Annotated in this window: 16 protein-coding genes and 1 pseudogene; 9 read left to right on the top strand and 8 right to left on the bottom strand. The window is 44.0% G+C overall.

From position 1 onward, the window contains the following. The first annotated feature begins 190 nt into the window (after positions 1–190). The gene (locus AC0L66_RS18975) at positions 191–1,579 is read left to right on the top strand and encodes an SLC13 family permease (RefSeq protein ID WP_265675997.1); all 1,389 of its coding nucleotides are present in this window, start codon (positions 191–193) and stop codon (positions 1,577–1,579) included. Between the two features lie 217 nt (positions 1,580–1,796). On the opposite strand, the gene AC0L66_RS18970 is transcribed toward AC0L66_RS18975, so the two are convergent. Together AC0L66_RS18970 and AC0L66_RS18965 are read right to left on the bottom strand one after the other, a co-directional pair. Beyond that, positions 1,797–2,411, bottom strand: a complete 615-nt coding sequence (locus tag AC0L66_RS18970; protein WP_265675996.1) for an SGNH/GDSL hydrolase family protein — start codon at positions 2,409–2,411, stop codon at positions 1,797–1,799. Positions 2,412–2,543: 132 nt separating this feature from the next. Continuing rightward, positions 2,544–3,200: a DUF2057 family protein gene (locus AC0L66_RS18965; protein ID WP_473570403.1), complete on the bottom strand. Its 657-nt coding sequence runs from the start codon at positions 3,198–3,200 to the stop codon at positions 2,544–2,546. Between the two features lie 547 nt (positions 3,201–3,747). Between AC0L66_RS18965 and AC0L66_RS18960 the strand changes: the two genes are divergently transcribed. After that, on the top strand, positions 3,748–5,064 hold the full coding sequence (locus AC0L66_RS18960; protein WP_473570401.1) for a hypothetical protein: 1,317 nt from the start codon (positions 3,748–3,750) through the stop codon (positions 5,062–5,064). A gap of 2 nt (positions 5,065–5,066) precedes the next feature. Beyond that, positions 5,067–5,942, top strand: coding sequence for a LysR family transcriptional regulator (locus tag AC0L66_RS18955; RefSeq protein WP_265675993.1), 876 nt, complete (start codon positions 5,067–5,069; stop codon positions 5,940–5,942). Positions 5,943–6,103: 161 nt separating this feature from the next. Here AC0L66_RS18955 and AC0L66_RS18950 read toward each other — a convergent pair whose 3' ends face one another. From AC0L66_RS18950 to glgX, 3 genes are all read right to left on the bottom strand, one after another. After that, on the bottom strand, positions 6,104–6,289 hold the full coding sequence (locus AC0L66_RS18950) for a GGDEF domain-containing protein (RefSeq protein WP_473570914.1): 186 nt from the start codon (positions 6,287–6,289) through the stop codon (positions 6,104–6,106). Continuing rightward, positions 6,217–7,863, bottom strand: a complete 1,647-nt coding sequence (locus AC0L66_RS18945) for a diguanylate cyclase domain-containing protein (protein WP_473570399.1) — start codon at positions 7,861–7,863, stop codon at positions 6,217–6,219. The genes AC0L66_RS18950 and AC0L66_RS18945 overlap by 73 nt, the downstream gene beginning before the upstream one ends. 156 nt (positions 7,864–8,019) lie before the next feature. Then, complete coding sequence (gene glgX / locus AC0L66_RS18940) at positions 8,020–9,981, bottom strand: glycogen debranching protein GlgX (protein ID WP_265675991.1); 1,962 nt, start codon at positions 9,979–9,981, stop codon at positions 8,020–8,022. Between the two features lie 431 nt (positions 9,982–10,412). Between glgX and AC0L66_RS18935 the strand changes: the two genes are divergently transcribed. From AC0L66_RS18935 to AC0L66_RS18920, 4 genes and pseudogenes are all read left to right on the top strand, one after another. Continuing rightward, positions 10,413–11,765, top strand: coding sequence for a carbohydrate porin (locus AC0L66_RS18935; protein ID WP_265675990.1), 1,353 nt, complete (start codon positions 10,413–10,415; stop codon positions 11,763–11,765). Between the two features lie 88 nt (positions 11,766–11,853). Beyond that, positions 11,854–12,711: a MalM family protein gene (locus AC0L66_RS18930; RefSeq protein ID WP_265675989.1), complete on the top strand. Its 858-nt coding sequence runs from the start codon at positions 11,854–11,856 to the stop codon at positions 12,709–12,711. A 262-nt stretch (positions 12,712–12,973) separates the two neighbouring features. Then, positions 12,974–14,219: pseudogene (locus tag AC0L66_RS18925) on the top strand (tetratricopeptide repeat protein). Between the two features lie 346 nt (positions 14,220–14,565). After that, positions 14,566–15,282: an oligogalacturonate-specific porin KdgM family protein gene (locus AC0L66_RS18920; RefSeq protein WP_265675987.1), complete on the top strand. Its 717-nt coding sequence runs from the start codon at positions 14,566–14,568 to the stop codon at positions 15,280–15,282. Between the two features lie 123 nt (positions 15,283–15,405). Here the strand turns inward: AC0L66_RS18920 and AC0L66_RS18915 are convergent, their stop codons facing one another. Genes AC0L66_RS18915 through AC0L66_RS18905 form a run of 3 tightly spaced genes read right to left on the bottom strand, consistent with a single transcriptional unit; the run spans position 15,406 to position 18,386 of the window. Continuing rightward, on the bottom strand, positions 15,406–16,506 hold the full coding sequence (locus AC0L66_RS18915) for an ABC transporter permease (protein ID WP_265675986.1): 1,101 nt from the start codon (positions 16,504–16,506) through the stop codon (positions 15,406–15,408). Beyond that, positions 16,503–17,429 carry an ABC transporter ATP-binding protein gene (locus tag AC0L66_RS18910; RefSeq protein ID WP_265675985.1) on the bottom strand — a complete coding sequence of 309 codons (927 nt, stop codon included), beginning with the start codon at positions 17,427–17,429 and terminating at the stop codon, positions 16,503–16,505. The genes AC0L66_RS18915 and AC0L66_RS18910 overlap by 4 nt, the downstream gene beginning before the upstream one ends. Then, positions 17,430–18,386, bottom strand: a complete 957-nt coding sequence (locus AC0L66_RS18905; protein ID WP_265675984.1) for an HlyD family secretion protein — start codon at positions 18,384–18,386, stop codon at positions 17,430–17,432. It lies immediately after the preceding gene. Positions 18,387–18,823: 437 nt separating this feature from the next. Between AC0L66_RS18905 and AC0L66_RS18900 the strand changes: the two genes are divergently transcribed. Next, entirely contained in the window at positions 18,824–19,777 is a 954-nt protein-coding gene (locus AC0L66_RS18900) for a M23 family metallopeptidase (RefSeq protein ID WP_473570396.1), read from the top strand. Beyond that, positions 19,681–20,187, top strand: coding sequence for a bactofilin family protein (locus AC0L66_RS18895; RefSeq protein ID WP_265675981.1), 507 nt, complete (start codon positions 19,681–19,683; stop codon positions 20,185–20,187). Before AC0L66_RS18900 ends, AC0L66_RS18895 begins: the two co-directional genes overlap by 97 nt. Positions 20,188–20,202: the final 15 nt, after the last annotated feature.

The raw sequence follows: 20,202 nt of genomic DNA, 5'->3' as shown, positions 1-20,202 counted from the left end.
TGTGGGATCATGATTTGGTTCCGCAAGTCTTAACAATCGAGAATCAGCGCTTTGCTCCGATTTTAATTTTTATAATGGGCATGGTTAGCGTAAATGATCGCACTTAGATGCCAGTTTTATTGAGAACTTGTGGTTTTGGGGAATTCACCCCGGGGGACTCCACCCCAGTTAACAAAAGGAAGCCATAATAATGAATAGAAACGATAGTGTCCCTTTGCCCTCTAACACCCGAGAATGGTTTTTAAACCGCAACAGTCTGATTATTCTTGCGGATATCGCGCTGTTTTTTGTCCTTTATAAAACGCTACCATTTGACCCTAATGTGGTGCTTGGAATCAGTATCCTTGCCTTCATTGCTGTGCTCTGGCTGACGGAAGCACTGCATGTGACCGTCACTGCAATACTCGTCCCTATCATCGCGGTCTTGTTTGGCGTGTTTGATACTCAGACCGCGCTAAATAACTTTGCTAACTCCATCATATTCTTGTTCTTAGGTGGCTTTGCGTTAGCCGCGGCGATGCACCGACAGGGATTAGACAAAGTGATCGCCGATAAAGTATTGGTCCTTGCCAAAGGGCGGATGAGCGTCGCGGTCTTTATGCTATTTGGTGTGACTGCTGTGCTGTCTATGTGGATCAGTAATACGGCGACAGCGGCGATGATGTTGCCACTGGTATTAGGTGTACTCAGTAAAGTAAATGAAGAAAGTGGTCACAACACTTATGTATTTGTTTTATTAGGTATTGCTTACAGTGCCAGTATTGGTGGTATTGCAACCATGGTCGGCAGTCCGCCTAACGCGATTGCTGCAGCTGAAGTCGGGTTAACGTTTACCGATTGGATGAAGTTTGGCTTGCCTACGGCGATGATCTTATTACCAATTGCGCTGGCGGTACTCTTTGCCGTGTTGAAGCCAAAGCTAGACGGTGAATTCGAAATTAATCATCAAGCGGTAGAGTGGGATAAAGGTAAAATTGTCACCTTACTTATTTTTGCTTTAACGGTGTTCTTTTGGATCTTTAGTAAGCCAATTAATGCCATGATTGGCGGCTACGCAAAATTTGACACTATTGTAGCGCTCGGAGCGATCGTCGCGGTGAATTTTGCCCGTGTTGTCCACTGGAAAGATATCGAAAAAACGGCTGACTGGGGCGTTTTATTACTATTTGGTGGTGGTATCTGTCTCAGCAATGTACTGAAGGCGACGGGAACCAGTGTATTTCTAGCCAATGAGTTAAGTGCGCTTATTTCTCAGTTCGGCCTAGTGTTGATTATTTTTGTCATCGCAGCATTTGTGGTGTTCTTGACTGAATTCGCCAGCAATACAGCCAGTGCGGCATTGCTTATCCCTGTCTTTGCGGGTGTGGCTGAAGCCTTTGGGTTATCACCTGTTGTCCTATCTGTACTGATCGCCGTCGCAGCGTCGTGTGCATTTATGCTGCCCGTTGCCACGCCTCCTAATGCGATAGTTTTCGCTTCTGGCCACATCAAGCAACAGGAAATGATGAAGATCGGTATTTTGTTAAACATCGCTTGTATTATGGCCTTAACGGTCATTGTCATGATGTTCTGGGCGTAGGGGCTCGATCTCCCTCTTATTGGTCAGCCAGTAAGAGGGAAAGCGACTGACTATTGGCACTATTGTTATAGATACTATTGTTATAGATACTATTGTTTCGGATATTGTGCTTGACGTTAGTCGCTTTGATATTTTTCCCAATGGTCTTGAAAATTAGCTTATTAGCTTATTAGCTTATTAGCTTATTAGCTTATTAGCTTATTAGCTTATTAGCTTATTAGCTTATTAGCTTGGCAATAACACCTTGGAGCTGTTCGAAAATGACGTTAGCACCAATAGCAGATAAGTGAATGCCATCATTTTGATAGAGCGCCGTATGGCCATGCTCTCGTGCATAGGCTTCAAACGCTTGATAAATATCGACCACTTCCATGCCGAACGGGCCGTGCCCATACATTGTGACTAACCGTTTGCTGTGTTCTGTACTTAATGCTTCGATCGCATCTCGAATACGGGTTACCGTTGCCTGTTGATGAGCAAATAGCGGTAATGACCCAACAGGGTCAATAGGCGAGGTAATGATGACGACCGGTTGGATCTGATGGTGCTGTGCTTGTGCAATCATTGCGTTGTAATTGCAGGCAATCTCATTAATTGGCGCATCCCAGTTTAGATCGTTTAGACCACCGAAAATCACAACCACATCGGGTTGCTGGTCTATCACTTGTTGTTGAAATCGTGACATCATCCCAGTTGTTGTATCACCCGGAATTCCGAGGTTGATGAATTGGCTCCCGGCAAATGTAGACGCCAGAGCATCGGACCAGTTTTGTCCTTTTTCTAGCCCCCAACCTGCGGTTAGGCTATCGCCAAGTAAGGCTATTTGTTTCATGAATTATGTCCTATTGTTTCGTGGTTTCGATAGCGGTCTATTCGATACTATTGGGGAGGTGCAGTGGAAAAGTCTGGATTTTAAAAGCCGCTTTATTAAGCGGCTCTTGGGCTTGACTAAGTGGTGTTGGAGTTAGTGTTGACTCACGTAGTCTTTAAAGCGTGCTTTCGTTGCATCATCGGCTTTGTTGTACCAGAAAATGAGCATCTCTTCCGCAGTGGTATCGCTAGCGGGGGCATTGACATTGGCGGGTAAAGTGACGGGGGTCGCCGTTGCTGCGACAGCTCCGATGGCCGCAATGGCCGCGACGCCACCTTTACGGTTGTAATCTTCTGCTTCACGGCTGTAATCACGACCAATTTGCATGCCATCTTTAATGAGTACGTCTTGCTCTACCGCTATCACGTTGCCTTGTTCATCTTTTAATGACCACGCAAAGGTATCGATGTCTTTTTTCGCCTGTCGCTCGTTTTGATAACTTGGAACTTCTAACGTCAGTGTGGTATTGCTTGCGTCAAATCGGGCAATTACGGCTTTACTTGGAACACTCACGCGCTCCTCGCGATTAAGATCAAAGTAGGGCTCAAAGCGAAATACGATTTGATTGGTACCATCGGGTAGTGTTGCGGTTTCGCCAGACGAGAAAAACCCGTTTGATTTTGAGTTAGCTTCACCAGCGTTGACGGATAGCAAGTCAACGGATTCAGGGATGTTAATCGTAACGTCAGCGACTGCGAATGTGCTGCTACTCGCTAAAAGAGCGCAGGTAAGAATTTTAAGTGCTTTCATTATGCTTGTCCTTCAAGGATTATTCTCAGTAGTTTAGCGCATCCTAGCTTGCCTATATTGCATAATGAATGCAACGAGTTACTGAGCGAACCCATCAAATTTGACGAAACTTCATGTGAGCGCTAGAGAGAGGCTTTATGGTTACCCAATATAGCAAACCGACAAACATTACAAACTTCATATGTTTTTTCTAGTATAGCGTGAATTACGCACCTTAATTTCGAATGGGTTGTTGTTGGGTATGATTATTGGCGGTGGCGATCTTATCTAATTGTATAGTAACAATATTTATTGTTTTTATGGTTTTCATAAAAAGAGTGAGGTGTCTCGTGCAGATATGATGAGCTAGATTTTTGACGGTTTAGTGGCGTTTATCTATGTTAACTATCTTAAATTCGAATGGGTCGGCTTTATCTACGAATGGTATTTTAGTAGCATCACCATCGCCTATCGCTTGGGCACACACAAGGTACGGCTTTAGATACGAGTACCATGAAGAAAGGAATCTCAGTGTGGTACGTAACGAACACGACTAATTGAGATTTCTGTGCATACATCCCTTATCAAGACTTCACTGTTATCCCTCTCTCTCATTACTGTTGCGACTTCTGTCTTAGCAGAAGATGCCGCAAAGGTTGAAAATCATGCTGCCGAGAGTCGAGAGCCCACACCACAAAATGCAGGTGCAAGTAGCACGCCTTCGCAAGAACTTGCTAGCCATCAGCCTCAGGTAGCAGGTGAAGAAACCCTACCAGATAGAAAGTTTGCAGCATTTCCTGTTCCGATTACTGATGATGCATTGGGGGTTGGTCTTGGAGTTAATGCGATGTATTTGCATGACCGAGCGGAAGGGGCAACAAACCCGTCTACCAGTATGTTTTATGGTCAGTATACGGATTCTGGCAGTGGCATGGCGATTGTTGGGCATGAACATGTTTTTGCGCATGATGCATGGCGTGCTGGATTTTGGGCGGGGCATTTTAGTTTGAATTTAAAATACACTGGCCGCGTTGGGATGCAATTACCAAAAGCTGCAAAATATTCAAGCTACTCGAATTTTGTCTATGGTGAGGTGCGTAAGCAGATTATCGATGACTTGTATTTTGGTGTTCAAGGGCTATGGAGTGGCGGTAATGCAGACTTAAAAGAAAAAGCGACGGCGGAAGAAAAGCGCGAATTTGAGCGTCAAATGAGCGGCAACAATAGTGCCGTTGGTTTTCTAATGACTTACGACTCTCGTGACAACATGATGGGTGCAAGTCAGGGCTTAAATGTCGACTTGAGCACATTACATTACTCTAAAGATAGCCGTACAGGTAAGCGATTTGATAGATTAGACGCAGAAATCAGTCAGTACTTTCCAGTGGGTGAAGATGTGCTCGCTTATCGTGTTATTGGTAAAGAAATGCTTGGAGACACGCCGGAATATGAATTCGTCACACCGGATTTACGAGGCGCTGATTGGAATAAATATCGTGGTAGTGCGATGTATCAGGCTGAAGTTGAATACCGCCGTAAGTTCTCAACATTATGGAGTGGTGTGGCTTTTGCTGGCGTGGCAATGGTTAAGAATGAGTATAAAGGTGCATCGTATAGTGTGAAATCAGACGTTATTCCGAGTGCAGGGGTGGGCGTTCGCTATTTGTTGAACGCAAAAGAACGATTTTCGATAGGTGCTGATGTGGCGGTCTCTAAAATGGGCAACACGAGTTTCTATATTCGATTTGGTGAAGCGTTTTTAATTGATCTATCCCCCTGGTTGATTTGCCTTGGTGCTTGTATTGGTTGGGGTTATGAGTTGGTGCAATTATTGTGCTATTGTTTTACGATGACATGGTTATTAATAAGTGATTCAAAGGGTTGAATATGCTGAATATTGAGCAGCTAGTGGCATTTGTCGCAGCAGCAGAGCAAGGTTCCTTTTCTGCAGCAGCAAGGCACCTCGGAAAAAGCCAAAGCTCGGTAAGTATTGGTGTGAATAATCTCGAGGTTGATCTCGGTATTACGCTGTTCGATAGAAGTACTAAGTACCCCAAGCTCACCCCTCAGGGTGAACGGATGCTTTCACAGGCAAAGGTACTGTTGCGACAAGCCGAGCGAATCCGCAATTATTCCCGAGCAAGTGTTGAGAATGTCGAAGATACATTGAGAATTGCCATTGATCCGTTGCTACCATTTAGTTTACTGGAATCTGCGATTGAGAAAATGTCACAACGGTTTCCATTCACTCATGTGGATGTATCACGACTTGGTGCTCATTATCTCACGGCAGCCATCTCCAATGATGATATAGAACTTGGATTTAATATTGCTGCTGACGCGGTGCCGGAGGGGTTAGATTTTGTCTCTATTGCTAACATTGAATGGGTATGTATTTGTAGCCCAGACTCAATTTTTGCCGATATGGCGCAAGTGAGCAATGAAACCTTAATTGGTGAAAGACAGATTGTTTGTCGTAGCATGATGCAAAACCCAGTGCTGAACGCGCAAGGTGCATTTTCGCAAGATATTTGGCAAGCAGACGATCAAGAAGACGTGATTAAGCTGGTTGAGCAGGGAATTGGCTGGGCTATTGTGCCGAAAGACTTCATTGTTGAAAAGCAAGCATTAGGCACATTAATCGACTTTAGACCCGAATTCCAACGCTATGAAATGCTAAACTCCGCGGATGTGCTTTGGAAGTCAAATGCACGATTAGGACCTGCCGCTAAGTACTTGTGTGAAGTGTTAGGCGTGTTCTAGTACCACATTTTGCCAACTGATTATTTAAAAAAGGCTTATCCGAGCATTCGGGTAAGCCTTTTTTTGTTATTGTGAATTGTACAGTCGGTAGGGTATCTTCTGCTAGAACCTAATATTCACCTCACCATTAAATCTTTTTATAGTACAGTCAACAGCCTTGATTAGCGGTAGAAACAGACAGTATTTCGACCTTTTAACTTTGCTTGCTGGAGACTTTGCTTAGCGCGGCTAATCACCGCATCAGGCGTGTCGCCAATGCTCGTGGCTCCAATGGTCACAGATGTTGAAATCCATTTATCATGCATATTGAGGGGCTGCTTTTGGATGAGTTGTCGTAACCAGTCCAGCTGCTTTTCTGCTTCATCACTACTCGCTGCTTCAAAAAGAACGGCGAACCCCCTGACTCGTCACGGGATATACACATTGCATTGGGCTTTTTGAAGTTTCGTTTAATGGTGTCGGCGACATATAAAATGATGGTGTCACCTAACATATCGCCATGCTGGGTGTTGATGTTACCTAATCCATTAATATCAATGAGTGCAAACACCGCGTGACGATTCCGCAGCTGCTGGCATAGTGATTCACGCATGGTTTGTTTATTATCCAACCCTGTCAACGGGTCTTTGCTGTGCAGTGCTTGAATGAGCAGTAAATTAGACAGTGCTACCTCAGAAAAATCACGAATAGCGCGCATAACCCCTTCAAAAGCGAAAAAGGAACTCTTAAGGTAAATAACGCCAATAAGCGTATCTCTTTGATACAGAGGCATTGTGTAGTGACGCCCTTTCATTTGCAGTTTTCTTGCTAAAGCATCAGATTGCGTATTGTATGAGTAGTTCAGCTCCCGGCGAGTGAGAACTGAAGGCAAAGTATCGGCATGATGAATCACTTGCGTATTGCCATGAAAATCGATGGTTCTGAAATGACCGGAGTCATTGTCATAAAGGCAAAGTTGCATCCCTTTATGAAAGGTAAATTGGTTGAATATCGACTTAAGTTCATGCTTAAAATGAGAGATGTCGGGTGATACATTGAGCTTGGCAAGCGACTTATTAAGCTGGAAGGTAATATAGTTAATAGAAAGTAATAAAACGACCAGTGATAATATGATGACCGCTGTTAATGATATTTGATAAGACGCAAAGAGAATATCTGAGCGGTTTGTGCCTGACACAAAAACCCAATTCATGGGATTATGACTATCAAAAACACTCACTTTATATTGCCCATTATAATAGTACTCGTAGGTGCCACGCTTTTCTTCTTGGTTTATTCTCTCTTTCAGTCCGCCAGCAAAACTAATTGACGGTGTTCCTATTCGTAACGGATTAGGGTGAAAGACCAGTCGCCCCGTCTCCGCGTCAATGACAAACACGTAGCCTGCTTTCAGGGTTTTTAAGTTTGCCAAGTATTGAGTGGTATGCTGAACATCAAATTCAATCCAGACTTCTTTTTCATTGGCCTGGTTAACTTGTTTTATCGCGAAAACCCAAAAGCCATTGGCTTTTTGATAGATGCTAGAAACTGCGTAAGTTTTAGATGTTGCCTGATATTGATGCCACTGAATCGCATCAATAACTTGTTTGGAAATAGGTGCGCCATTCACAGGCTGATACTCGTGAGTCGTTGGGTTAAAACGAGCCACATTCTTATATAAGTAGGTGTTGGACAACACATCTTTGGACAATGTGTCAAAATGAGTTGAATTGGAATGGTTTTGCAGTAAGTCGACTTTACCAAATGTGGCTTCAATTTGTGCCCAAACTAACGCTGACGCCATTTTTACATTAGATTGAGATTGTTCCATCGCCAGTTCTTGCGAGCGCTGATACTGTTGATATGAGATAAAAATAAGGGTTGCGATGAGCCCAAAAGTAAATGGACGAAATATACGCAATAAAAATTTTGGCAGAGACATAAACTATTCAACTGATTGAGCAAGTGTCTGATATTACTATTGCTAGTCAGTATTTTTCAAAGAATTATTACATTATCCGGTGAGATTTTTATTTTGGCGACAATCGGTAAAAAAAGAGCCTAAATAGTCGGCTCTTTTTGGTGTTATAGAAGATGTTTATTGATTTGGAGAAAAATGCAATATCGCCATAGACATTGGCGCTTGCAGAATTTCGCCCTCAGCATGACCCACTTCTGCGTCAGCGATGTGAGTATCACAAATGGTTTTCCAGCATTGTTTTCTGTCGTTAGGCAGTGAAAAGCGTGCGGGTGCTTTAGTTTGGTTAATCAAATAAAGCATTTCATCGCCATCTTCACCAATACCAAGGTGCAGTGCGACACTGCTTAGTCGATTCCAATCTTCCATACTCATTAGCTTTCCATCAACGCGGCTCCAGAAGATCCGGTTATTGTTGCGGTTTTCACCACTGAAAGCTTGAATGAATGGCACCATATATTGTTGACGAGCGGTAATCATATCGGCCAACCAAGTTTTAAAGTGCTGTTTGGCGGCGCTTTGTTCCCAATTTAACCAGCTTAACTCGTTGTCTTGACAGTAAGCGTTATTATTTCCTTTTTGAGAATGAGAGAGAACATCGGCTGTCAAAATATGCGGGATGCCAAAAGAAAATAACAGCGTTGCCATAAAGTTTCGCTTTTGCTTTTCTCTGGTTGCAAGAATTACAGGGTTATCTGTTTCACCTTCGACCCCGTAATTGTCAGAGCGGTTGTCACCGTGACCATCACGGTTGTTTTCTCCGTTGGCTTCGTTGTGTTTATGCTTATAAGACACAAGGTCTTGCATCGTAAAACCATCATGATAGGTAATATAGTTGACGGTAAGTTTATAGGGCCAGTTAGCAGCGCTGTATAAGTCGCGAGAGCCCATAATACGCGTCGCAAACTCTTTCAAATACCCTTGATCCCCACGCCAAAAGCTACGCGTGATATCACGTAGGCGGTCGTTACATTCGTTCCACCCAAATGGAAAGTTGCCCACTTGATAACCATTTGGTCCGATGTCCCACGGTTCGGCGATGAGTTTTGTTTGTTTCAGAGTTGGGTCTTGAGCGACGGCCCTAAAAAATGCCGCATCTTGGTTAAAGTTGTCACCATTTCGCCCCAATGTCGCTGCAAGATCGAAGCGGAAGCCGTCAACTTTAAATTCTTCTACCCAATATCGAAGCGTGTCCATCACCAGGTTAAGTGCTGGTTGATAGTTAAGATCAACGGTGTTGCCACAGCCAGTAAAGTTGGCGAAGTATTCACCATGTCTAAGGTAAAATTGCTGGTCCAGTGCTTTCAGGTTGAAGACTGGGCCATTATCGCCACTTTCCGCAGTGTGGTTGTAAACTACATCCAAAATAACTTCAATGCCGTGTTGGTGAAGCGTTCGAATGGCCGTTTTTAGCTCAATAACGGCATCATTGTCTGCATATCTCGGATCAGGCGCCATAAATACGTAAGGGTTGTAGCCCCAGTAATTGACCTTATCCATATCGAGCAGGTGCGGTTCATGCATGCATGCCGCAACAGGTAATAATTGCAGTGAGGTAATATTTTGCTCGCGATAAAACGCCAGCATATCGTCACTAACGAGTCCTAAATACTTACCCTGATGTTCTTTTGGTACGCGTTCATTGAGTTTGGTTAGCCCTTTTACGTGGGTTTCAAACAAAATCATCTCTTCACGAGGGATTCGCGGTGACGTTGAGCCTTGCCAATCAAAGTCATCGTCAACGATGACACATTTCGGCAATAGCGAGCTCTTGGAATCATCGAAAGGAGGAATGTAATGCAGGGGCTTATCCAATGCTTTTGCATAAGGATCGGAGATAAACTGAAGTGAGTCTGACTTCTCGATAACGAAATTGTAACGTTGACCCGCATTTATCCCCTCAACGCGAGTGTATTTAATACTTGCGTACTCTTCATCGAGCGAGACGAGTTGATAGGAATCATCGTCATTAAATATCGCCAGTTTGATTTGTTCACAATCTGGCGCATGGATAGCAAAATTACATCCCTTGCTATCTAAAGAAGCCCCTAAAGGGTAGGGACTCGGCTGAATTTTTGTCATAAGCGTTATTTTACTTTTTAGTTGTTGCTGACAGTATTTGTTTTTAATAGTTAATAGGTTTGTCAACTTTAGGTCAAGCCTAGATCACAGAAATTTAAATGTAATTTTATTTCACTAATTTTACCAATTCGTTAAGAAAAGTGACATAAAGCGTACTTTGCGCGTCAATCCATTATCAATATCCATACTACTCCCCCTAAATCTGTGATCAGGGCAAAAGAAATGGCGTACGGTTATTTTTCTCATCCTTTCTCATCCCCCCTTTATAAAAGCAAGGTGGAGGACGTGTTTCACCTATGACTTCGTTAATGTTCATTTCGTTCAATGAACTCGGGACCCTAAAACCGATATTTCAAGTGTTGAGGGCGTGGTACTGCCTCCATAGCGCTCAACAAGAATGAATATAACAATAAGTTAAACGGAGTTTTCTAATGAAAAAAGTAAGTGTAATAGCTGCTGCAGTGGTTGGTGTGCTAGCGTCGGGAACTGTAATGGCCGACGACAAAGTACAAGAAGGTTGGCAAGTGAATGGTTATGGTCACATGCTTTATAATGTCGGACAATCTTTGGCATTGAATGAAACATGGGAACATCGCCGTGATTATCGTGCTGCAGGTGCGCCATTTTCAGGTAATCCAAATCAAGTAGAGTTCACCGTAACCAAAGGGAATAACTACGAGAGTGGTGCATGGTCTAAGTACGTACTTAAAACCGAGTATGGTAATAACGAGGGTGGCAATGGTCGTGGATTCTATGGTTCTTCTTCAGGTAATGAAGGTCATTTGGAAACGGGACAATTAGAATTTAAAGAAGCCTACGTTGAGCTTGGTGACTTATCCTATTTTAAAGAGGGGACAAGCATCTGGACTGGTAAGCGTTATCTGAACCGTCAAGCGGGTATTATTACTAAAGAATTCTGGAAACAATCGTCAGGTGTTGGTGGCGGTATTCAATATAACGATATGGGTATTGCGGTGATGTCTGCAGACTCTGGTGAAGGCAGCTGTTTCGATACTAATACTGGTGATAACTCTAGCTGTAAGAATAATGGTTTAGATGATAAGCAACGTAGTACAACAATGACTTCAGTCGATCTTTATTTTTATGGTGTTGAAGCATTAGGTGGTCGTTTTGATTTCGATGCTAAATTAATGACACGTGCTAACGTAGAAGAAGACAACACGGCAAAAGATGGTTATGGTCTCGCTGTTACTTATTCTCGTGATTACTATGGCTTTGATGGCTGGACAACATCAGCGATTACTTATGGTAAGGGTGTTGCGGCAAACCGTGGCGTTAACTTTGGTCAGTGGAGTGGCAACTGGCAGAAAGACGACCAATCTATTTTCTTTACATCATACGGTGTTGCAAATATTACAGATAAAATCCAGTTAGGCACTGAACTGACATATTGGAATTTGACCAATTCGGAAACAGATCAAGTTTGGGGCTCTAAAGACGGTTTATCTAGATTTATTGTTGGTGCAACCCCAACTTATAAAGTGAATGAGAACTTCCGTTGGGAAGCAACGCTAACGTATGCAATAGAAGCGTTAGGTGAAGATGGTGGCGTTCCTGCTTGGGGTCGTGAAGATAAGAACACGAGTTTCTATTCTGCGACTTTAGCACCAGTGTTTACGGTTAACGCTGACTATTGGGGACGTCCTCAGATAAAACCATACGTTGCATATATGTCATCGAGTGATAGCAACTATAAGTGGAGTAATGGTGCTTCAGATAGTTCAGAGACTCGCTTTGGTGTTGAAGCTGAAATCTGGTTCTAATCAATGAGATTTAAACTTATAGGATAAATCTAAGCGTTACTGAGGTAGTCTAAGGACTACCTCCTTTTTACTCTTAATGGTGGATATTATGAATAAAAATATTTTAGCACTGCTACTTGGGTTGAGTGTCGTAGGGTGTGCGAGTAATTCTGTTATTAAACCCACCATATCCACCTCGCAAATGAGTGCTGAGGATGTATGCTGTATTAGTAAAAAAGACTTTGCTTGGGTCGAATTGGACAAAGTGGAAAATGTTGGATTTATTATTGATGATTCTGCGCCTGTTTGGAATTTTGTATCGGGGAAGAGTTTTTTCAATGCGTTTGAGTTTTCTCCTCGTTCTGGAAAAGTGAAGCTTACGTTAAGCAGTAAAATGCTAGGAAAAGAAGTGTTTGCGCCGACAGTCCAGTTGCTTGATAAAGAATATAATGTTGCTCGTACGATAAGTTTGGATGAGTTTAATATCCGATTCTCTGATATGTTCGATGCCAACCGCTATATTGCTAGCTTCGAAGTTGACGCACAAAAGATGCCTTATATGATTATTTATACACAGGCGTCAGATGTAGGTAAGATGATAACAGTGCCGCATCCAGCGAGAGTTAGAGCTGAAGAAGCGGGTGAACCTCGTCCTATTGTTACTGATCCAAAATTTGTACATAGTTATACTGGTGAGCTAACCCTAGAATTAGAAACACTAAGCCTTGGCTCAAGAAAAGTAGTGTCTGATTTAGGAGCTAACTCTGGGGTAATAACTGGCGCAGTAGTAGCTACCACTTCGGTGACGGTTCAGCCAGAAACAAAAAATTACTACCATACCGCCATCCAAAAAGCCGTTTCAGAAGACAACATCCCTAAAGCACTAAGCTTACTTGATGAAGCCAAAGCCTTAAATATCGAAGGGGCACAAGCAGTGTTTGTGAAGGCCATTAACCGTAAGAAATAATATCGCGGTACAGTTTTTAAACCCTGGATAACACATGTTGCGCCAAAGCGACTGGTGCTCCGGGGTTTTTATTGCTTAGAATTATTTACAGGGTCTCGAATTTGTCGCCGGGAAAGGGTGAAAGTGTCGTTTTGGCTTTGGATTGAGCAATTACAGGGGAAAAGATGTAAAACCGTGTGGCGGATCGTCAAAGATGCTTCATTTAATGGTAAACCTGCCGTTACTATAACTAAGTAATTACACTTAATGAGCTTTCTATTTTATGTCGACACTTTCTATCGCTATCGGTGCAACAAGCCTTTCGCTCATTTTGGCGTTTGTTTGGATGTTTTCCTTATCTATTCGAAAAAAGCGATTGGAGCAAGAACGCATTGCACGAGAAGCAGCGTATCGGCGGACGATTGAAAAGGCTCGACAGCAAGAGCGAAAAGATCGAATTTTCAAAGCTGAAACTACGGTCACTACACCAACCATGCTGTTTTTAGCGAAAGAAGCCGAACGGAAAAACATCCAAGAAGCCTTGTATTGGTATCAAAAAGCCGCGCAGTTAGACAATATCACTGGCATGTATGGCATGGTTCGTTTAAGTGAGTCTAAACGCGAAGATATGGTGCTTCGTGAGCAAGCCAATTACTGGCGTTTGTGCATTGCTGGAGCAGAAGGCGATTTACACGCGAAGTTTGAGGCAGCGAAAGCCTTAGTTCATGGACGAGGTGTGGAGTGCAATATTCCTAAAGGTATTGCGGTGATTGAGGAGGTGGCGCAAGAGGGCAACCTAGAAGCGATGCTTTTCATGGGCGATTGGAGCGTATCACCTGACAACCCGCTGCCGTCACCCAAACAATCGACGCAATGGTTCGCACAAGGCGCAGAGAAACAAAATACAGAAGCCATGACCAAGCTTGGGCTTAACTACCTAAAAGGGGTGGGCGTAGAACAAAGTACCGAGCGTGGCTGTTATTGGTTAGAACGAGCGGCGGAAAAAGGCAGCGTGGAAGCGATGTTTTTGCTTAAGCGAAGCGTGGCGAGATATTGCGCCTAACGGTGCGGCCATTGCTTATATATGGCTGTTTATGTCGGCACATTTAGGGTATGAACCCGCTAAAGCGGTGCGTGATAGTGTGGGTTCGACACTCGGAGTGGATTCGGTGGTTGGGTTGCAATCATTAGCAAAGCCAGTGCTAAAAAAGCTGCAGTTGAGCTCAATGGTTAAGCATTCACTCATTAAGGCGCTAAACAAATTATATAAACGTCAATTGCCGTTATTTGAACTAGAAGATAGATTAAGTAATGACGAGGATAGTTTGAAGGACTCTGAGCGGGGCCCTGTTGACGAGAGTTCAGCGCATAAGGCGCAAGATACGCAAACGCAGATGTCTACCGATCAGCACTCTTCCAGCGACTCAACAAGCTCGGCCTCGACGTTAGCGAGTGAATCCCATCGCGATTCGATAGCGTCGAGCTCCCCAGGGCACTATTCGAACTACCAACAAACCTTTGTGAAATGATAGTTTTCATAAGCTGGTTAGCGTTAATCGATTAAATGGCTCGGCTTTGAATCATAAATGAAATAAATGCTTTCATTTCCTCACTAAAATAATCATTTGTGATTCATTATTGTGATATTGTTATTTTTTGGGGTTAATTTGTGTTTGCATAATCACCTTTCGATGCTTTTCTTGTGACGCTTATCACTTAAACTTTTCTGTTGACACTGCTATGACATTTCAGCGGAACAAAATCATATTCTGACCTCCGTTCAGTGTTGCAATTAAGGATGCTTGGCAGTGGCCTTACTTGTTAGCACGTTAAATCTGATGCCGTTGGCATTCCTGTTCTATACGGAGCTTTATCATGAAAACTTTAAAACTGACTCTAGCAGCAACACTTGTTGCCGCTGTTGCTCTTCCTGCAAGCGCAACTTATGTTGATGTTCGTGGCGCATACAAGACAGAAGCAAAAACATACGAAACTCGTGTACGTGCGGGCTTTGATTTTGCAGAAGATTGGCAGATCCACCTTGAAGGTACACAAGCTCAAGGTGATAAACTGTTCAGCAACTCTGGCAAAAACGTTGCAGCATTTGAAACAGAGCTTAACTATAACTGGGCAATCAACGACAACGTTACGTTGACTCCTGGTTTCGTATACTGGAATGGTTCAGACCACACAGAATACCGTCCTTACCTAAAAGCGACGTACGCAACAGGTAACTTCTACACGGCAGCACGTTACCGTTACCAAGCGGCGACAAACAGCGTTTCTGGTGGCACAACGAACGATACTAACCAAGTTGACGCTTGGATTGGTTACAACGTTTCTGACTTCAACCTAGAATATAACCCAGCGTACATCAACCAAAAAGATGGCGGCGCATACACGGGCAATAATGGTGACAAAGCAGATACTAAGTGGGAGCACACGTTCCAAGTTAAATACACTGGTTTCGAATCTTGGGCACCATATATTGATTACCAAATTCTTGACAAGACTTACGGCGCTCTAAACAACGGCGTATTCGAGTCTAAAACAGAAAACCGTATCCGTGCGGGTGTAACGTTTAACTTCTAAACGTTATTGAATCGCGGTTTACTTCGCGACGATAAAAATTTTAAAGGCAGTGCGATATCGCACTGCCTTTTTCGTGCGGTCAGCAAAATAGTGTGCTTGAAAATAGGGCGATATAACAAGCGGTTAATCCAAGCTTTTCTTAAATCTAGACGCTGCGACGGCCATCCCAACTAACGTAAAGCATGCTAGCCAAAGCGAGTCTCTCCAAACATCGGTCAAATCGGCGCCGCGCAAAATGATGCCACGAATCATGCGCATAAAATGGGTGGCAGGGAGCGCTTCTGCGACCCACTGAGCGGCGGCTGGCATGGCTTCATAGGGAAACATAAAACCGGATAGCAAAATGGAAGGCAGCAAGATGAACACGGTCATTTGCATCGCTTGTAGCTGAGTTTGTGCGATGGTGGAAATGACCAGCCCCAAGGTAAGGCTGGCGGCAATAAAGAGTAAGCTGCCGAGCAAAATTTGACTAAGAGCGCCGTTGATTGGGACGTTAAAAATAACATAACCAAGTCCGAGAATAATAAAGATTTGAAGCAGCCCAATAAAGATATAGGGGACGATCTTTCCCACCATTAGTTCAAGAGAATGAATAGGCGTAGTAATCAACAGCTCTAAGTTTCCGCGTTCACGTTCTCGAACGATTGCCGCGCTGGTAAATAAAATCATTGTCATCGTTAAAATGACGCCAAGAAGTCCAGGAACAATATTTACAGCGGAGCGACGACTGGGGTTGTAGAGTAGCGTTGCCTCAAAGGTTTTGGCTTGATTTGGTTGATAGCCAGCAATAGAAAAAGCCTTAATTGGCATGGTCTGAAGTGCAAGTAATGCTGAGCTGATCATGGTGTCGGATCCGTCGACCAGCCATTGGCCTAGTATGTCATGATGGGTAATGCGCTGTCCTAAATCGGAAGGGAGAATTAGCGCGGCACGAACCACACCTTTTTTAATGGCGGCTTCTGCTTCAGTAACGGTCGCGTAGTGGGTTTTAACCGTGACGACTTGAGTCACTTTAATCGCTTCGGTAATGATTCTTCCAGGAACAGAACCACTTTGGTCGACAACCGCGATGGGAATGTTTCTGACATCAGTATTCATGGCAAAGCCAAAAAGCAGTAATTGAATGAGAGGGATCATGACAACCATGCCAAAGGTGATTCGGTCGCGTGATAACTGACGAATTTCTTTCACCATGATGGCGCTTATTCGAGATAGGCTTTTCATTGTCTTCCCTCTCCTGTTACCGAGACAAAGACGTCTTCAAGGCTTGGTCTCGCGGGCGTCAGTTCGGCGTGCTGAAGTTCAGGAAACTGGCTACGTAACCAACCGATAGGATCCACAACGGATTGGTTAATCAAAATGCGCAGGCGGATCCCTAACTGAGCGGCAGAACGTACCTCGGATCTTTGTAGTACTTTATCTTTCAGGGCTCGAAGTTGGTTGGCTTTGACTTCGACAATATTGACACCCATATTGCTCATTAGAATTTCTGGTTCATCATCGGCGCGCATTTCACCCGCTTCCATGATAGCGAGCCGATGGCAGCGCTCAGCCTCGTCCATGTAGTGCGTCGTGACGAGGATAGTGGTGCCTTGATCACTAAGATCAAACAGTTGCTCCCAGAATTCTCGACGATTCTCAGGATCGACCGCTGAGGTGGGTTCATCTAAAAACAGCAATTCGGGTTTGTGCATCGTGGCAGCCGCTAAGGCGAGCCGTTGTTTTTGTCCCCCGCTCATGCCGCTGACGCGTTGTTTTTGAAGGTTCCTTAATCCATAGACCGTGAGTTGTTCGTCTAGCCGTTGCTTGCGTTGCTGCGCAGTCATCCCAAAGATCTGCCCGATAAATTGCAGATTTTCGTTGACCGTGAGATCGTCGTAGAGTGAGAATTTTTGTGTCATGTAACCAATTTTTAGTCGCAGCGCTTCCGACTGTTCAGGAATACTCAAACCGAGAACCTCAATCTCTCCGGCCGTGGGTCTAAGTAGCCCGGTAAGCATGCGAATCGTTGTGGATTTTCCACAACCGTTTGGACCAAGAAAACCATAAATACTGCCTTTTGGAATGGATAGGCTAATGTTATTGATCGCGGTGAAGTGACCAAATTTTTTCACCATGTTTTGAGCTGAAACGGCAATATCAGACATCTACTGTAACCCTTCTAAATCCACTTGAGCGGGAACCCCACTTGGTAGGAGTTCAGCTTGACTGCCAAGGTCAACTTCGGCGAGATACATTAAGCGCGATCTTTCATCTTCTGTGAGTGCGTAGTATGGGGTAAAAGAAGGATCTGTCGCGACCCAGCGAACCTTTCCTGGTAAGGGAGCCTCGAGCCCGTCGACATAAACGTTAACCTCAAGACCTGGAATAAATTTAACGCGAACGGATGCGGGAACGTAGACACGCGCATAGGGGATACGATCAGCGAGCACCACCGCAACAAAGGCGCCAACGGGGACTCGTTCGCCTAGGTTATAGGGGAGGTTATCTAAAACGCCATTACGAGTGGCGACAATGGTCAGTTCATCGAGTTGTTGCGTTTGCAGTGCAACTTCCGCAGTCGCGGCGGCAAGTGCGGCTTCCGCTTGGGCAATGTCTTCAGGGCGTGTCCCGGCTGTGAGTTTAGAGTATTCCTCTTGACTGGAATTTAGCTCTGCCTGAGCGGCATCGCGGTTAGCGACGGCTTGATCTTTTTGTGATTGGCTTGCGAGCTTTTTACGTACCAACTCTGATGCCCGAGAATAGTTTTGTTGAGCTTCCGTTAAGCGCGCTTGTGCCATGTCCACTTTTGCTTGGGCGGCGGCAATGTCTTCAGGTCGTTCTCCATTGGTTAAGCGAAGTAAGTAGGCCGTGGCTTTAGCTTGCTCGGCGATAGCATGAGCAAGGATGGCTTCTTGGCGTTTCGTATCCAGTTTGACGAGCACATCCCCTGTGGTGACTAGGCTTCCTTCGCGAATAGGCAGTTCACGGATAATTTCACTGGCGGTGGCAGAAAAGGTGATCCGGTCACGCTCAAGTGTGCCCAGTGCTTTGTTTTGCTCTTCAGATTGACATCCCAACAGTGTGAAAATCAATGGAAAAATGATGAGAAATAACCGCTTCATATTGCGCCCTTTTTATGTCGTTATAGGATCAATATTAGAAGGCTTTTTGTCGTTTTCTAGCCAATTTTCATGAAGTTATGATGTGAGACTACTTTTTAATTAATCAATTATGGATGGTTATGACAGCGAGCGTCCACCATCTTGTTTCTTAGGCGGATTTTAGGCGGATTGATGTCGGGTAAAGTAAGCGAGAGTGTGGATGCTTGTCGCCATAATCAAAACGAAGAATGTTGCGGTTCTTTTGGCGTGGATATTAAGGTTAACTTATTATTTTTATTAATTATTTGACACCAAATCACGTCCTGACATTTTCCACTTTTTTTAGACTAGTACCCAGCAAAACGATTGAGTAAGTTAATGAGCAATATCACGATTATTCGTGATGTCGCACGTCGTTAGTGCTCTTATTCTCAGTCATGGAAAAGACAGTTACATACATGAAAGACCAGCTAACCATATCGATTTCAACCATCAATGGCTCTACGCATTGGCAACTGAGCAAGCGGATGCGGCGCAGCCTTAAAAGTTTAGCCAGTGTCACCGCTGTTGGCGTAGTGTCCGCGATGCTCCTTATTTTGCATTTATACAATAGTGTTGATGATGCACAATTAGAGCAAGCCAAACTGACGAATGAATCTCAGAGCATGGAAACTGCACTGACTAACCTACAGCATTTAAAACAGGCCTTAGAGCAAGATCTATCCGAACGTGAGGAGCGGATTACTTATGTGTCTGAGAGGCTATCTGAGTTAGAAAATGTACTCGGTGTTGCTCAAGATGGTAGCGTGCATGAGCTGGATTCTCGATTAAACACCGCGGCGATTCATTCTAATGTGCGTATGACAATGTTGACGCAAATTCCCAGTGGATCGCCAGTGGGTAAACAGCGTATGTCATCGCAGTTTGGTAAGCGTATTCATCCTGTGACCAAAAAAGCCAAGATGCATCGAGGACTGGATTTTGCGGTGAATACGGGAACAAAAATCTATGCACCTGCTGATGGTGTAGTTGAGGTTACAAGGAAAAGTAGTAAAGGTTCAGGCAACTTCTTACGCCTTCAGCACGCATTTGGCTTTTCTAGCTCTTATTCGCACCTGAAGAGTTTTAAGGTGAAAAATGGTCAGTTTGTTCATAAAGGCGAATTGATTGCACTTTCAGGAAATAGTGGTTTGTCTTCTGGTCCTCATCTTCATTATGAAGTGAGGTTTGTGGGCAGGGCGTTAAACCCAAAACCCTTTGTGGATTGGGGAGTGAACGAATTTGAAGATATTTTTGAGAAAGAACGGGGAATACGATGGGAATCTTTAGTAAAAACAGTGGAACAACGAGCCGCGCAACAACTACAACTCTCATTGCCAAAGGCTGTACTATTAGCGGAAAACTTAAACTAGAGAATGATATCCAAGTTGATGGCTATGTCGATGGACAAGTGAATGTTGAGGGCGCGATTGTTATTGCAGAGTCTGGGCGAGTGAAAGGTGAGGTCTTTGCTAAGCACGTTGTCATTAATGGGATGTTTGAAGGGGACTGCCACGCCGATCATATTCAGATATTGTCGAATGGTAGCGTCAAAGGAAAAATCTGGAGTAACAACCTAAGTATTGATCCAGGCGGTAGCTTTTTTGGCGAAACAGCAGGGCTGGCCGAGAATGAAGTGGTTGAACTTGGTGTCAAAAAGGTGATTGATAGGACGAAAACCTCAAACGGCACCAACATTAAAACCTCAAACGACAATAACATTAAAGCCTCAAACGGCAATAATACGAAAACTTCAAACAGCAATAATATGAAAACCGCCTAGTGAACCACACGACGG

This window comes from Vibrio sp. GJ43-1 (assembly GCF_055808835.1).
This window is presented reverse-complemented; position numbering and strand designations above follow the sequence as displayed.

Coding starts and splice junctions, on each gene's coding strand:
- AC0L66_RS18955 (WP_265675993.1), top strand. CDS start 5,067: ATGCTGAATATTGAGCAGCTAGTGGCATTTGTCGCAGCAGCAGAGCAA.
- AC0L66_RS18905 (WP_265675984.1), bottom strand. CDS start 18,386: ATGAAGCGGTTATTTCTCATCATTTTTCCATTGATTTTCACACTGTTG.
- AC0L66_RS18965 (WP_473570403.1), bottom strand. CDS start 3,200: ATGAAAGCACTTAAAATTCTTACCTGCGCTCTTTTAGCGAGTAGCAGC.
- AC0L66_RS18935 (WP_265675990.1), top strand. CDS start 10,413: ATGAAAAAAGTAAGTGTAATAGCTGCTGCAGTGGTTGGTGTGCTAGCG.
- AC0L66_RS18910 (WP_265675985.1), bottom strand. CDS start 17,429: ATGTCTGATATTGCCGTTTCAGCTCAAAACATGGTGAAAAAATTTGGT.
- glgX (WP_265675991.1), bottom strand. CDS start 9,981: ATGACAAAAATTCAGCCGAGTCCCTACCCTTTAGGGGCTTCTTTAGAT.
- AC0L66_RS18970 (WP_265675996.1), bottom strand. CDS start 2,411: ATGAAACAAATAGCCTTACTTGGCGATAGCCTAACCGCAGGTTGGGGG.
- AC0L66_RS18900 (WP_473570396.1), top strand. CDS start 18,824: ATGAAAGACCAGCTAACCATATCGATTTCAACCATCAATGGCTCTACG.
- AC0L66_RS18895 (WP_265675981.1), top strand. CDS start 19,681: ATGGGAATCTTTAGTAAAAACAGTGGAACAACGAGCCGCGCAACAACT.
- AC0L66_RS18945 (WP_473570399.1), bottom strand. CDS start 7,863: ATGTCTCTGCCAAAATTTTTATTGCGTATATTTCGTCCATTTACTTTT.
- AC0L66_RS18975 (WP_265675997.1), top strand. CDS start 191: ATGAATAGAAACGATAGTGTCCCTTTGCCCTCTAACACCCGAGAATGG.
- AC0L66_RS18915 (WP_265675986.1), bottom strand. CDS start 16,506: ATGAAAAGCCTATCTCGAATAAGCGCCATCATGGTGAAAGAAATTCGT.
- AC0L66_RS18930 (WP_265675989.1), top strand. CDS start 11,854: ATGAATAAAAATATTTTAGCACTGCTACTTGGGTTGAGTGTCGTAGGG.
- AC0L66_RS18920 (WP_265675987.1), top strand. CDS start 14,566: ATGAAAACTTTAAAACTGACTCTAGCAGCAACACTTGTTGCCGCTGTT.